Here is a 13132-nt window from a genome sequence, read left to right as displayed (position 1 = left end):
GTCCGTGAGGACCACAGTGAGACACAGTCCGTAAGGACACAGTAGAGAAGGGCACAACCATGGCTGTACCGAAGCGCCGGATGTCGCGGGCCAACACCCGCAGCCGTCGTTCGCAGTGGAAAGCGGACAACCCCGCGCTGCAGGAGGTCAAGGTGAACGGTGTTGCTCAGCGCATCCCGCGTCGTCTGGTCAAGGCTGCGCGCGCCGGCATCATCGATCTCGACCGCCGCTGATCGCGACATAACCTCAGCGACTTAATCCAGCACAACTGCCGCAACGTCTGGGACGTTGCGGCAGTTGTGCTGTTCTGTGGAAGTACACCTGGAAAAGCGCTCCTCCGGAACTACGCCGTGAACGTCCGCCGGTGCAGAAGTACACCGTGAAAGCGCAGATGTCCTCCGAAAAGCGCAGATGTCCCCCGAAAAGCGCAGATGTCCTCCGTGAAAGCGAGGTGCCGATGCTGCTTGCGATCCTGAACATCGCGGGTATCGGGGTGTTCGCTGCGTCGGGAGCGTTGGTCGGAATCCGAAAGGACTTCGACATCTGGGGGATCGCGACGGTCGCAGTGCTCACCGGAGTCGGTGGCGGCATATTGCGCGATCTTCTGCTCGGCATCACCCCGCCCTCGGCGCTGGACAACTGGGTCCCCGTCACCACAGCACTGATCGCCGCGCTGGTGACGGTGATCTTTCATCCGTCGTTTGCGCTGCTGCGTCGGACCATCGTTGTCCTCGACGCGATCGGCATGGGATTGTTCGCCGCCACCGGCGCGAGTATCGCGATCGACCATCACGCGCACGCCTTCGCCGCCACCCTCATCGGGATGCTCGCGGCGATCGGCGGTGGCGTCCTGCGCGACGTGCTCGCCAACGAGATCCCGTTGCTCCTGCAACCAGCTGATCTCTACGCCGTGCCCGCAATCGTCGCCGCCGCGGTGGTCGCGATCGGCAGAACGTACTCCGACCTGCCGTCGCAGGTCTGGGTCATCGCAGGACTCATCGTCGGCGCACTGCTACGCCTGGTTGCGCTCGCCCTCGGTTGGCGGCTGCCGATGGCGCCCCGCGGCGTCGGCTACAACTGGCGTCGTCGAGGGTGACGGGCGGCGACGCGCCCCTCTCACCGCCGGTCTGGGGTGACTACTGAGCGATGACCTTGTTCACCAGTCGGTTCAGCGAGTTGGGGATGAACTTCGCCGCGTTGCCCAGCACGAGCGTCTGGGTGCCGACGGAGTAGCTCGTGCGGTGCAGCCGCAGATCGTTCTTGGTGGGATGGACCGACTCCCAGATCTTGTCGGCGACCTGCTCGGGGGTGATCCGCACGCCCAGCGTCTTGGTCGACTTGGCGTCGTTGGCCGCCAGCGCGGTCTTGGCCCACAGCGGCCAGATGCTCACGACGCGGATGCCGTCGGGTTCCCACTCGAGTTCGAGTGCCTCGGTGAGTCCCGCGACGTAGAACTTGCTGGCGCTGTAGGTGGCGATGCCCGGCTGCCCGTAGATCGCCGACGCCGAGGCGATGTTCACCAGGTGCGAGCCCGGTGTCTTCTTGAGGTATTTGTGTGCTGCCTGCGCCCCCAGCGTCACGCCGAGTGCGTCGATGTCGATCTGGCGGCGCACGGCGTCGGGGGAGATGTCGGCGAGCTTGCCCTCGGTGAGCACGCCTGCGTTGTTGTCGAGGACGTCGAGGGTTCCGCCGGTGTGTGCTGTGAAGTCGGCCAGAGCGTCGTCCCACTCCTTGGGGTCGCGGACGTCGATCTTGCCGGTGATGAAATCTGGGTGGTTCGCCTTCACCTTGTCGAGCGCGTCGTTGTCGACGTCGTACACGCCGACGGTCCACCCCTCGCGTGCGAAACGCTCCGCCGTGGCCAGGCCGATACCCGCGGCCCCACCGGTGATGAAGATCGATGACATGAGGTTCCTGCCCTTCTGAACTGCGACGACGTTCCGCTTCCGCAACTTACTCGCCAGTATAGATGTCCGAGTTGTTTACTACGTCACACCGGGGTGCTATCTTGACAACAAGCGTTGATATGACATCAGCTGTTGATATGACATTAGTCGTTGATACAAAACTGAGGGTCAACAACACCTCACTGCTGTGCCAGTGAAATCCAGGTCGCCGAGTTCCGCCGCAGGCGGAGATGGGAAGTCGAGCACCATGACTGCTGCAAGGGACCGCACCGAACCCACCGACGATGTCGTCGGCAACGTCGTGAGTATTCGTGACGAGGGTGCCGACGCCGTGTCCGAGCGTCTCCTTGCGTCGGCGGCGCGGCTCTCGCGCAACGCCATGACGGAGATCGACTGGAGTCTTCCGATGGACCCGACCAAGTACGGGTGCAGCCCGGAGTGGTCGTCGCTCTACGGCACGGACTACTGGGACGAGATGACCGAGGAACAGCGGATCTCGGTGACGCGTCACGAGTTCGCGTCGATCATGAATATCGGAATCTGGTTCGAGATGATCCTGCAGGAGATGGTCATCCGCGACCAGTACCTCGGCGCCTATCACAGCAATGAGTTCCAGTTCGCGCTCACGGAGATCGCCGACGAGTGCCGTCACTCGATCATGTTCGCCAAGGCGTCGGAGAAGATGGTCGGCACGTCGTACAAGCCCACCAAGTGGGTCGGTCGCGCGGGCAAGCTGTTCAAGCGCACCGCCAAGGACGAGGTCGCGTTCGCGGGCATCCTGGTCGCCGAAGAGGTCCTCGACGTCTTCCAGCGCGGCTGCATGCGCGACGAGCGCGTGCTTCCGTTCATCCGTACCGTCAACGAGATTCACGTCCTCGAAGAGTCGCGCCACATGAAGTTCGCGCGTGAAGAGGTCCGCGATTCGATGAAGGGTGTCGGCTGGTTCCGCCGTCAGTTCAGCGCGCTCTACGTCGCGCTCGGTGGCTACTTCATCGTGTCGAGCCTCGTGCAGCGTCAGGCCTTCGTCGACGCCGGGCTCGACGCCGATCGTGCTGTCGCAGAGATGAATACCAACTCGCACTTCCACTCGATGATCCGCGGTAGCTGTGCGCACCTCATGGAGTTCCTCGACGAGGTCGGCCTCCTGACCAAGCCCGCCGCGTACTACTACCGGAAAGTGCACATGCTCTGATGTTCGTCATCACTCAGTCCTGCTGCAGCGACGCAGCATGTGTATCCGTGTGTCCGGTCAACTGCATTCATCCGACGCCGGAGGAGCGCGGTTTCGGCACCTCCGACATCCTGCACATTGATCCGCAGGCCTGCATCGACTGCGGTGCATGTGCAGACGCGTGCCCTGTCGACGCGATCTTCCCGGCCGAGAACCTCGGCACCAGGGACAAGGTCTTCATCGAGATCAACGCCGACTACTACAAGAACAACCCGGACGTGAAGTCGGGCTGGTCTGACGTTGTCTACCCCGAGATTCCGAAATTGCCTGCGGGACTTCGTGTTGCGCTGGTTGGCACCGGACCGTCGGGCGGCTACGCGCTGCGTACGCTGCTCGACCGCACCGAGGCTTCGGTCACCGTTATCGACAAATTGCCCACGCCCGGCGGCCTGGTTCGCGCGGGCGTCGCCCCCGACCATCCCGGCACCAAGGGCGTCCTGCGCGGATTCGATCTGCTCTACCGCGACCCGCGCGTCACGATGGCGACCAATGTCGAGGTCGGCGAGTCGGAGGGTCAGATCACGCCCGCCGAACTCGCCGAGCACTTCGACGCCGTGTTCTACGCGGTCGGCGCGAGTGAGTCACGACGCCTTGGCATTTCGGGTGAGGACCTGCCTGGCTCGACGTCGGCGACCGAACTCGTCGCCTGGTACAACGCGGTGCCCGGCGCCGACGCTGCTCCGCCGATCCGTCGCTCGACCGACGCCGATCCGGCGAGCGGACGCGCCGTGATCGTCGGAACCGGAAACGTGGCCCTCGACGTCGCGCGAATCCTCGTGTCGCCACCGGAACTGTTGGCCACCACCGACATTGCCGACCGCGCACTGGGCATCCTGGAGCAGCAGAACGTCCACGAGGTTGTCCTGCTCGGTCGTCGAGATCAGGCGCACGCGGCCTACACGTCGGCCGAATACCGTGCGCTGTCGACGATTCCGGGTGTCGAGGTGCTCGTCGTCGACGACGCCGACGGCGCCGGAGTTCCCGACCTGACCGGGCCTGCGGACCCCGACCACCGACGAATCGTGTTCCTGTTCCACAGCACTCCCGACGAGATACTCGGTGACGAGCGCGTCGAAGGCGTCACCGTCACTACCGGCGGGCAGACGCATCGGATCGACGCCGACCTCGCCGTGCGCAGCATCGGATACCGCTCGGTTCCCATTGCGGGACTTCCTTTCGACGACGCTCGTGGACTGTTCCCGAACGTCGACGGACGGATGCTCGACGACTCGGGCGAGATCATTCCCGGTTCGTACGTGCTCGGCTGGGCCAAGCGCGGTCCGAGTGGCGGCATCGGGGCGAACAAGAAGTGCGCCCAGTTGACGGTCGAGGACTTCATCCGCGACGCGGTCGACGGCAAGCTGAGTCGTACCACGCGTCAGCCCGGCGAGTTCAGCTCGTTGCTACGCAAGCGAACTCGCCACGTCATCGGCTATCGCGGTATGCGCGCAATCGACCGGATCGAACGTCGACGCGGCTCCGAACAAGGCCGTCCGCGAGTGAAGTTCACCCGCGTGGGCGACATGGTCGGCGCTGCGGGCTGGCGTAAGCGGTAGCAGCCGAGCACATTCGACGTTTCCTGCGCTGAAACCGTGCAGCCCTGCAACTCTCAGTTCTGCGCGGTTCAGTCCTGCTTGGTTTCGGCGCGGTTCAGTCCTGCTTGGTTTCGGCTTCGACGGTGTGCAGGCCGAGCCCTTCCTCCTCGGGGAGCAATTGCTTCTCGCCGGTGATCGGGTTGGTTTCCTCGAGCGGGGGGACAGGTTGGCCGGCGAGCACGAGTGCCATTCTCTCCTTGTCGAGTTCGCCCTCCCATGCGGCGACGACGAAGGTGGCGACGCAGTTGCCGATCAGGTTCACCGACACCCGCATCGAGTCCATGATGCGGTCGGCGCCGAGCAGAAGGGCAACGGCCGCAACGGGAATCGATCCGTGACCGATGGCCGAGATCGTGGCTGACAATGCCAGGAACGACGAACCGGGTACTCCCGCCATGCCTTTCGACGTCAGCATCAGCACCAGCATCGCGGTCAACTGCTCGCCGAGGCTGAGGTGCACGCCCATCGCCTGTGAGAGGAACAGCACACAGATCGAGAGGTACAGGGTCGCGCCGTCGAGGTTGAACGAATAGCCGGTCGGGACAACGAGTCCCGTGACGGACCGCGAACACCCCGCGTAGGTCAGCTTGGTCATGATGCGCGGCAGCACCACTTCCGTCGACGCGGTGCCGAGTGCGACGAACAGCTCGTCTTTGATATAGACGATGAACTTCCACAGGTTGACGCCCGCGAAGACCCGGACGATCACCCCGAGAACCAGGATGAACAGCACCGCTGCGAGGTAGCAGCACGCGATGAGTTTGCCGTAGCTGCCCAGTGACGAGATGCCGTACTGGCCGATGATGTACGCCATCGCGCCGAATGCTCCGAGCGGAGCCAGCTTCATGATCCAGCCGATCATGGTGAAGAAGACGTGGCTGGACTGATCGACAAACCCCAGCACGATGGGCGCCTTCTCGCCGATCTTGGCAAGCGCGAGTCCGAAGAGGACCGCGAAGAACAGCACCTGCAGCAACTCGTTCTCGGCGAAGGCGGAGATCGCCGACGTCGGGATGATGTTCATCAAGAACTCGACAGTGTGGGGGAGTTCGCCGTTGCTGGTCTTCTTCGCGACGGCTTCGGCTCCGGTCGCCAGGGTTTCGGGGTTCACGTTGAAACCGGCACCGGGTTTGACGATGTTGCCGATCACGAGCCCGAAGATCAGGGCAAACGTGGTGACGACCTCGAAGTAGATGAGTGCTTTGACCCCGATCCGCCCGACGGCCTTCATGTCGCCGACGTTGGGCGATGCCGAGCACCACCGTGCAGAAGATGATCGGTGCGATCAACATCTTGATCAGCTTGATGAAACCGTCTGCCAGCGGTTTGAGGGCCGAGCCGAAGTCCGGCCACACCGCCCCGACGACGATGCCCGCGACGATCGCCACCAGCAACCAGATGAACATCGATCGGTACCACGGTGTTTTCGACGACTCGACCGGGCCCTCCGCGAGTGCGATGTCTGTTGTCATCGCGCAAGTGTCCGACCGTTCGGGTGCGGCTCCGTGAGCGAGCGGTTGCGGACAGGTAAAAACGTTTGCGAAGCATGCTCAACCCGCCGAAGGCCGCGAAGTGTCACGAAGTTGTCGGTAATCGGCGCGTTGCTCAGCGGGTTCTCAGTCGAAGTCGATAAGACTGTCTACATGCGCATTCTTGTTGTCGACGACGACCGGGCGGTCCGCGAGTCGCTGCGCCGCTCGCTGACGTTCAACGGATACACCGTCGACACCGCGGGTGACGGCATCGAAGCGCTGGAGAAGATCGTGGCCGAGCGGCCCGACGTGGCGATTCTCGATGTGATGATGCCCCGGCTCGACGGTCTCGAGGTGTGTCGCCGACTCCGATCGACCGGCGACGACCTGCCGATCCTGGTGCTCACCGCACGCGACACCGTCTCCGAGCGGGTCTCCGGCCTCGACGCCGGCGCCGATGATTACCTGCCCAAGCCATTCGCTCTCGAAGAACTGCTCGCGCGACTGCGCGCACTGCTGCGCCGCGCGGCACCCGAGGAAGACGCCGATTCGGAGGCGCTCACCTTCGCCGACCTCTCGCTCGACCCGGTGACCCGCGACGTCTCGCGCGGCGAACGCCAGATCAGCCTCACCCGCACCGAGTTCGCGCTGCTGGAGATGCTGATGGCCAATCCCCGTCGGGTGCTCTCCCGCAGCCGCATCCTCGAAGAGGTGTGGGGCTACGACTTCCCGACATCGGGCAACGCGCTCGAGGTCTACGTCGGATACCTGCGTCGCAAGACCGAAGCCGACGGCGAGTCGAGGCTGATTCACACCGTGCGCGGCGTCGGCTACGTGCTACGTGAGACGCCGCCGTAGTGCCGTCTGTGCTTCGACTCCGCCTCGCACGGATGTGGTTGCGGGTGCGTCCGGAGGGCAAGTCGGGCGAAATGCGCGACCCGATGCCCCTGACCCGGTTGGTCTCGCTGCGCCTGCGCGTCACGTTGTTGTCGGCGACGGTCGTGCTGGTCTCGGTGGGCCTGATGGCCGCTGCCGCGTACTTCGTGGTGTACCGCGCGATGTACAACGAGGTCGACAACCAGCTCGAATCCCGCGCAGACGGCATGACCGCGCTCGCGAAGATGGGGACACTCAACGACCGTCCCGAGGCGTTGGTCGCGGGAACGGTGTTCTCCACCAATATCTCTCTCGCGCTGGTGAAACCGAGCGGGCAAACCTACCTCGTCGGGTCGGTGCCATTCGAGGACGTCGAACGCAAAGTCGCGCGCTCTCCGTCGAATCCGGGGAACAACCTGCAGAGTCTGCGGACCGTCAACAACCAACGGGTACTCGCACGCAAACTCGACGACGGCAACACCCTCATCCTCGCGCAGAGTCTGCTGCACACCGATCGTGTCCTCAAACGACTCGCGTGGGTCCTCTTCGTCGTGGGGTGTGGCGGCGTCGCGCTCGCGGCAATCGCAGGTACGACGGTCGCGCGTGCGGGTCTTCGACCTGTCGCCCGCCTCACTCGCGCTACCGAACGGGTCGCGCGCACGCAGGACCTCACCCCGATCCCGGTGGCGGGAAACGACGAATTGGCGCGTCTCACCGAGAGTTTCAACACCATGCTGCGGGCGTTGGCTCAGTCGCGTGACCAGCAGGCGCGACTCGTTGCCGACGCGGGCCACGAATTGCGTACTCCGCTCACGTCTTTGCGCACGAATCTCGAATTGCTCATGGCCGCAAGCGAACCCGGCGCGCCCGCGGTGCCCGCGGCCGACATGATCGAACTCCGCTCCGACATCGTGGCGCAGATCGAGGAATTGTCCACTCTGGTGGGCGATCTCGTCGACCTCGCGCGCGAGGACACCCCCGAGGTGGTCTTCGAGGAGGTCGACCTCGACGAACTCGTCGAGACAGCGCTCGAGCGAGTACGTCGACGCCGCGTTGACGTCGAATTCGAGGTGCATCTCGAGCCGTGGTTCGTATTCGGTGAGCAGCACGGGCTCTCGCGTGCGGTGGTCAACGTCCTCGACAATGCAGCCAAGTGGAGTCCGCGTGGGCGTTCGGTACTCGTGACGCTGCGACAGCTCGATACCGGCACAGCCGAGTTCTCCGTCTCCGACGCGGGTCCTGGTATCCCGCCGGAGGATCGGGAGTTGGTGTTCGAACGCTTCTATCGGTCGACGCAGTCGCGGTCGATGCCAGGTTCGGGACTCGGCCTCGCGATTGTGCGGCAGGTCGTCGACCGGATGGGTGGGACCGTCCGCGCTGATCAGTCGAGTCTCGGTGGCGCGATGATCACGATGACTCTGCCCGGTCGCCCGACTCCGGTGGAACCTTCACCGAAGGTGATTCGTCAATAGTTTCGGGAGACGACACTTCCGGCCTATCGCTTACCTACGCGAGCAGACGGTCCAATAGTGTTGAGCAACAAGTGAGCGCCGGACGGGAAGTGCGGTCCGGCGTCGAAGATCGGTCGATGGGTCCGCGGTCTGCCAAGGCGCGGTCCGAACAAGGCGAGGAAAGAAGCACGACGATGACAGGTGGAGGCCCGCACGGGGGAAATCCGTACGGAAACGACCCGCATACCGGTGGATTTCCCGCGTACGGCTCGGGTCACGGCGATTCTCAGCAGAGTCCGGGCGGGCAGCAGGGCTTCGGTGCACCACCGACGCAGCAGTATTACGGACCACCTGCGGGCCAGCAGCCCAACCAGGCGTGGAGCGCAACGGGTTCGACGACGCCGCCCGGGCCTCCGGGGCCTCCGACAGGATTCGACGCACCTGACGCGGGTGAGCCGACGCCGCCCAAGAAGTCGCGCGGCGGCCTCGTCGCAGCACTCATCGGTGGAGCGCTCGTGATCGGTTTGGTCGCAGGAGGCATCGGCGGCGTCGTCGGAGCAAAGGTCTCCGACGATGATTCGACGTCGAGCAGTTCGGCGCCGCTTGGCGGCGATCCGAACACCAACAGCGAAAGCGTTGCTGCCGCGCCCGCGGGGTCGGTGCAGGAGGTTGCCGCCAAGACGCTCCCGTCCGTGGTGTCGATCGACGTTGTCAGCGGGTCGGAGGCGGGCGAGGGCTCGGGCGTCATCCTCTCCGAAGACGGATACATCATGACCAACAACCACGTGGTCGCCGGTTCCTCCGGCAGCGGTAAGCCGTCGGCGATCCAGGTGAACTTCCAAGACGGCACGCGCGCAGCGGCGAAACTGATCGGCGCCGACTCGATCTCCGACATCGCGGTGATCAAGGTGGAGAAGAACGACCTGCTACCCATCAATGTCGGAACGTCGAAGAACCTGGCAGTCGGGCAGTCGGTCATCGCGATCGGCGCACCCCTCGGGCTTCAGGGAACCGTCACCACGGGCATCATCAGCGCGTTGAACCGTCCCGTATCAACCTCGCGCGACGGCGGCACGACGTCGGTGATCGACGCCATTCAGACCGACGCCGCGATCAATCCGGGCAACTCGGGTGGCGCTCTGGTCAACGCCAGGGGCGCCCTGATCGGTATCAACACCGCGATTGCGTCGCTCGGGGCGTCCGAACAGCAGCAGAGCGGCAGCATCGGGCTCGGCTTCGCGATCCCGATCGACCAGGCCATCCGCGTCGCCAACGAACTACGAAACAACAACGGTAGGGCGACGCACGCCAGCCTCGGGGTGTCGGTGCGCCCGAACAGTCCCGCGAGCACGCCGGGTGCTGTGGTCTCCGATGTCACGGCCGGTGGCCCAGCTGCGCAGGCGGGTATCCCCAAGGATGCGGTCGTCACCAAGCTCGATGACAGGACCATCGCGTCGGGTGACGCGTTGGTCGCCGCGGTGCGCTCCCACGCACCCGGCGAGAAGGTGACGGTCACCTATGTGGCGAACGGACAGACCCGAACAGCGTCGGTGACGCTGGGAACGCTCACCACCAATTGACGGCGCCGGCGGCCGACCGCTCGAGCATCTGCCCCCGAGCGATCTGTCGCCGACTGATCATCGAAGCCCCTGATCTGAGACCATGATCAAGGGGCGAGAACAGGCGAGAACGAGAAAGAGGCGAGCATGATCGAATCCAGCCGCAGTCCGCAAGGCTCAACCCTTACCGACGACGCGTCGAGCGTGATCGATCCGATCGCGCTGGAGGCCTCCGAGGTCGATCCCGCCGACGTGGTCGCCGCGGACGCTGCCGCGCGCGAGTTCGTTGCCCGCCATAGCAGTGAGGCGGCCGGGACCTTGGGCGACGAGATCGGTAGAGCACTGGTTGTGGTCGTCGACGACCAGATTGCGCACGGTGAGGTTGCCGATTCGCTCGGCCCGCTGGTCGGCGAGCTGCTCAACGAGGCGGGCTTCCACGTCGACGCGACGCTTGCGGTGTCCGGCGACGAGATCGAGATCCGCAACGCGCTCAACACCGCGGTCATCGGGGGCGTCGACCTTGTTGTTTCGGTCGGTGGCGTCGGTGTCGGTGCTCGCGACGTGGCTCCCGAGGCCACCGAGCCGCTGCTCGACCGCCGACTTCGCGGTATCGAAGAAGCGGTCCGAAGCTCCGGTCTCGCCGCGGGGGCGACAGACGGTGGACTGTCGCGGGGGCTCGCGGGCATCTCGGGGCAGACGCTCGTGGTCAACATCGCCGAGTCGCGTGCGGCCGTTCGCGACGGAATGGCTACCGTTGCGCCCCTCGCGAAGCACGTAATCGAGTCGATCAGCGAGTTCTGAGTCGGGCTAATCGAATAGTGCGCAAATATCAGGAAATGCGCACGTGTGCATAACTTCGGTTCACATTGTGTTCACGGAGAATTCGAAAGCATGCCATTCTCTCGCTGAGACGGAATAGTCGATATGTCGCAAGAAGGCTCGAATCGTGAGACGCCGGACGGTTCACGACGGAAATCGAGGCATCGTCGCAGGATCGATGACGTTTTCGGCGACGACCTCCCCGAGACCACGTCGGACGAGAGTGACGAAGGTCACATAGGCGATTCTCAGGAGTGGTACCGGGCCCAGCGGCCGCCGCATTACGAGTGAAATGTCGCTTCCGGCATAGCGGGCGCAGGGTGTTTTCCATTTGTTAACACTTTTCCTGACGCTGACGTGAATTCTCCCTGTGTAATCGTGTAAGAGAATCTTGAGATCGCGCTGAGCGTTGCTGTTGCCCGTCTTGATATCGCTCGGATAACGTTCGCTGCGACAACACTCGGCCCCTGCGGGAGGCCGGGGCCGTGGTCCTGCAGTCCGATCAACGTCGGCCAGCAGCAGTGGAACGAGGGGGCAGGGACTTTAACGCCTCGGAGAGCACGATGAAACACCGTGTTAACCGGAGTGGACGATGATTCCCGCGAGCCGCCAAGGTCAACCCGAGGGAACGAGTTCGTCTCCCTCGGATAACAGCCGAATCCTGTGAGAGGGAACGAATGAGCAAGTTCAGCAAGCTTGGGCGCCGCGGAGCTGCTGCGGTCGCCGTCGCCGCTGCCGCGGTGATTGGCGCAACCAGCATGGGGGCGGGACACGCCGAGGCGCAGAAGCTCGCGCCCGGGTACAAGAAGGCCGTCGCGAGCGACGGTACGACTGTTGAGACCTGGCGCAACGGTGAGTACTTCACTCGAGTCGGAACAGTGGCCAACAACCCGCTGTCGCGGGGGCTGGCGATTTCCGGCACCTACACCGTGAAGACCGCTGCCGGTGTCGGCGGCCAGGTAAACGTCGGCTACATCATCGGTTGCCAGGTCGACATCTCCGGCATCAGCCTCGACCTTGGTGGCACTTTTGACATCGTTGGTGGCGGACTGACCGGCAGCGGCAGCGTCACTCTGCCGATCAAGCCGGGCCAGATCGCGAACTACGCGCTCTCCGACATGAGCATCTCGGACAAGGGCGTGGCATCGCTCCAGGTTTCCGATCTCCAGGTGATTCTCGACAAGTGCGGCGGCTACGCGTCGGCACGCTCGTACGTCTCCGTCTACGCGGCCAAGGGATTCGATGCCAAGGGCGGCACGCTGAACGTCGACGGACCTTTGGTGAAGTCCACTCTGTACGGCCAGCCTTTCAACGTCAGTTAAGCCGCAGCAGGTAATTCAACAACTCACTCTGAGATTTATCTGCTCGTAGGCAGATTGACATTCCACGAAGGGGAATCATGAAGAAGAGCAACACTCGCCGCCTGGCGGCTGTCGCCGCCGTCGCGGGTGCCGCCGCGATGGGTCTGAGCAGTGTCAGTGCAGGACACGCTGACGCTGGGCCACTGCCCGGCGGCAAGGTCACCAAGACGCTTGTCGACGGAACTCCGGTCAGCATCACGCTTTCGAACGAGAGCATCAGCGTCCAGCGTCCGGTCAACCAGAGTGCGCTGAGCCGCGAAGCCTGGGGATCGGGAACGGTCAGCGTCAACGTGGGCGGCAAGGCCAAGGGCGGCACCATCAAGGTCGGCTATGAGCTGGGATGCCAGGTTGACTTCGGCGTGTCCGGCGGTCTCGGAGCCGGCGGCGGGTTCAAGCCGGGGGCTGCCAACCCGAATGCCATCGGTGGGACCGACGCCGACTGGAGTCGCTCCGCTGGTGGCAACGGGTCGGTGACCCTCGGGCCCGGCGGCGTGACCAAGTACTGGCTCATCAGCGGTGACAGCCTCGGAAACAGCATCCAGTCGTCGGACGTGACGAACAAGGATGATGACAACTACACCGCCAGCAATCTGACCTTCACCGGTTCCACCGGTGGAGTCACCTACAGCCAGGAGCACTTCGTACTGAACGGCTGCGCGGGATACGCGTCAGCCCGGACGATCGTCCAGGTGACCGTCAAGACGGACTCCGTCAAGGGGATCGTCACCTACACGGGTAAGCCCTTCAGCCTCGGCTGATCGCGCCTGTCGCACAACAGAACACAACCGCGGGGGGGACCAGAACGCCGGGTACAAGGAGGACGAGGTAGTTGTCGACGCCACCCGCAACGGCTCCGCCGAA

General features: G+C 64.1%; 11 protein-coding genes and 1 pseudogene. 10 read left to right on the top strand and 2 right to left on the bottom strand.

The window, feature by feature from the left end; translation table 11 throughout:
- The first annotated feature begins 59 nt into the window (after positions 1-59).
- Both rpmF and A5777_RS18845 read left to right on the top strand, forming a co-directional pair.
- The gene (gene rpmF, locus A5777_RS18850; protein WP_005174583.1) at positions 60-233 is read left to right on the top strand and encodes a 50S ribosomal protein L32; all 174 of its coding nucleotides are present in this window, start codon (positions 60-62) and stop codon (positions 231-233) included.
- 224 nt (positions 234-457) lie between these two features.
- Positions 458-1096 (top strand): trimeric intracellular cation channel family protein, encoded by a 639-nt coding sequence (locus tag A5777_RS18845; RefSeq protein ID WP_064863809.1) that lies wholly within the window; start codon positions 458-460, stop codon positions 1094-1096.
- A gap of 40 nt (positions 1097-1136) precedes the next feature.
- On the opposite strand, the gene A5777_RS18840 is transcribed toward A5777_RS18845, so the two are convergent.
- On the bottom strand, positions 1137-1907 hold the full coding sequence (locus A5777_RS18840; RefSeq protein ID WP_064863808.1) for an SDR family oxidoreductase: 771 nt from the start codon (positions 1905-1907) through the stop codon (positions 1137-1139).
- Positions 1908-2154: 247 nt separating this feature from the next.
- On the opposite strand from A5777_RS18840, the gene A5777_RS18835 reads away from it, so the two are divergent.
- Both A5777_RS18835 and A5777_RS18830 read left to right on the top strand, forming a co-directional pair.
- A complete protein-coding gene (locus A5777_RS18835) occupies positions 2155-3099 on the top strand; it encodes an AurF N-oxygenase family protein (RefSeq protein ID WP_064863807.1) in 945 nt (314 codons plus the stop codon).
- A complete protein-coding gene (locus A5777_RS18830) occupies positions 3099-4694 on the top strand; it encodes a 4Fe-4S binding protein (RefSeq protein WP_005207270.1) in 1596 nt (531 codons plus the stop codon). Before A5777_RS18835 ends, A5777_RS18830 begins: the two co-directional genes overlap by 1 nt.
- A gap of 94 nt (positions 4695-4788) precedes the next feature.
- On the opposite strand, the pseudogene dctA reads toward A5777_RS18830, so the two are convergent.
- Positions 4789-6205 (bottom strand): annotated as a pseudogene (gene dctA, locus A5777_RS18825) (C4-dicarboxylate transporter DctA).
- 171 nt (positions 6206-6376) lie between these two features.
- On the opposite strand from dctA, the gene A5777_RS18820 reads away from it, so the two are divergent.
- The 6 genes from A5777_RS18820 (at position 6377) to A5777_RS18795 (ending at position 13029) form a co-directional block, all read left to right on the top strand.
- Positions 6377-7063 (top strand): response regulator transcription factor, encoded by a 687-nt coding sequence (locus tag A5777_RS18820; protein WP_005207267.1) that lies wholly within the window; start codon positions 6377-6379, stop codon positions 7061-7063.
- A gap of 32 nt (positions 7064-7095) precedes the next feature.
- Entirely contained in the window at positions 7096-8553 is a 1458-nt protein-coding gene (locus tag A5777_RS18815; RefSeq protein ID WP_064863806.1) for a sensor histidine kinase, read from the top strand.
- Between the two features lie 173 nt (positions 8554-8726).
- The gene (locus tag A5777_RS18810; RefSeq protein WP_064863839.1) at positions 8727-10112 is read left to right on the top strand and encodes a S1C family serine protease; all 1386 of its coding nucleotides are present in this window, start codon (positions 8727-8729) and stop codon (positions 10110-10112) included.
- A 126-nt stretch (positions 10113-10238) separates the two neighbouring features.
- On the top strand, positions 10239-10892 hold the full coding sequence (locus A5777_RS18805) for a MogA/MoaB family molybdenum cofactor biosynthesis protein (RefSeq protein WP_049697920.1): 654 nt from the start codon (positions 10239-10241) through the stop codon (positions 10890-10892).
- Between the two features lie 695 nt (positions 10893-11587).
- On the top strand, positions 11588-12232 hold the full coding sequence (locus tag A5777_RS18800) for an MspA family porin (protein ID WP_049697921.1): 645 nt from the start codon (positions 11588-11590) through the stop codon (positions 12230-12232).
- A gap of 77 nt (positions 12233-12309) precedes the next feature.
- The gene (locus A5777_RS18795) at positions 12310-13029 is read left to right on the top strand and encodes an MspA family porin (RefSeq protein ID WP_049697922.1); all 720 of its coding nucleotides are present in this window, start codon (positions 12310-12312) and stop codon (positions 13027-13029) included.
- Positions 13030-13132 lie beyond the last annotated feature (103 nt).

The sequence above is a fragment of the Gordonia sp. 852002-10350_SCH5691597 genome, from assembly GCF_001665715.1.
GTDB classification, from domain to species: Bacteria; Actinomycetota; Actinomycetes; order Mycobacteriales; family Mycobacteriaceae; genus Gordonia; species Gordonia sputi.
This window is presented reverse-complemented; position numbering and strand designations above follow the sequence as displayed.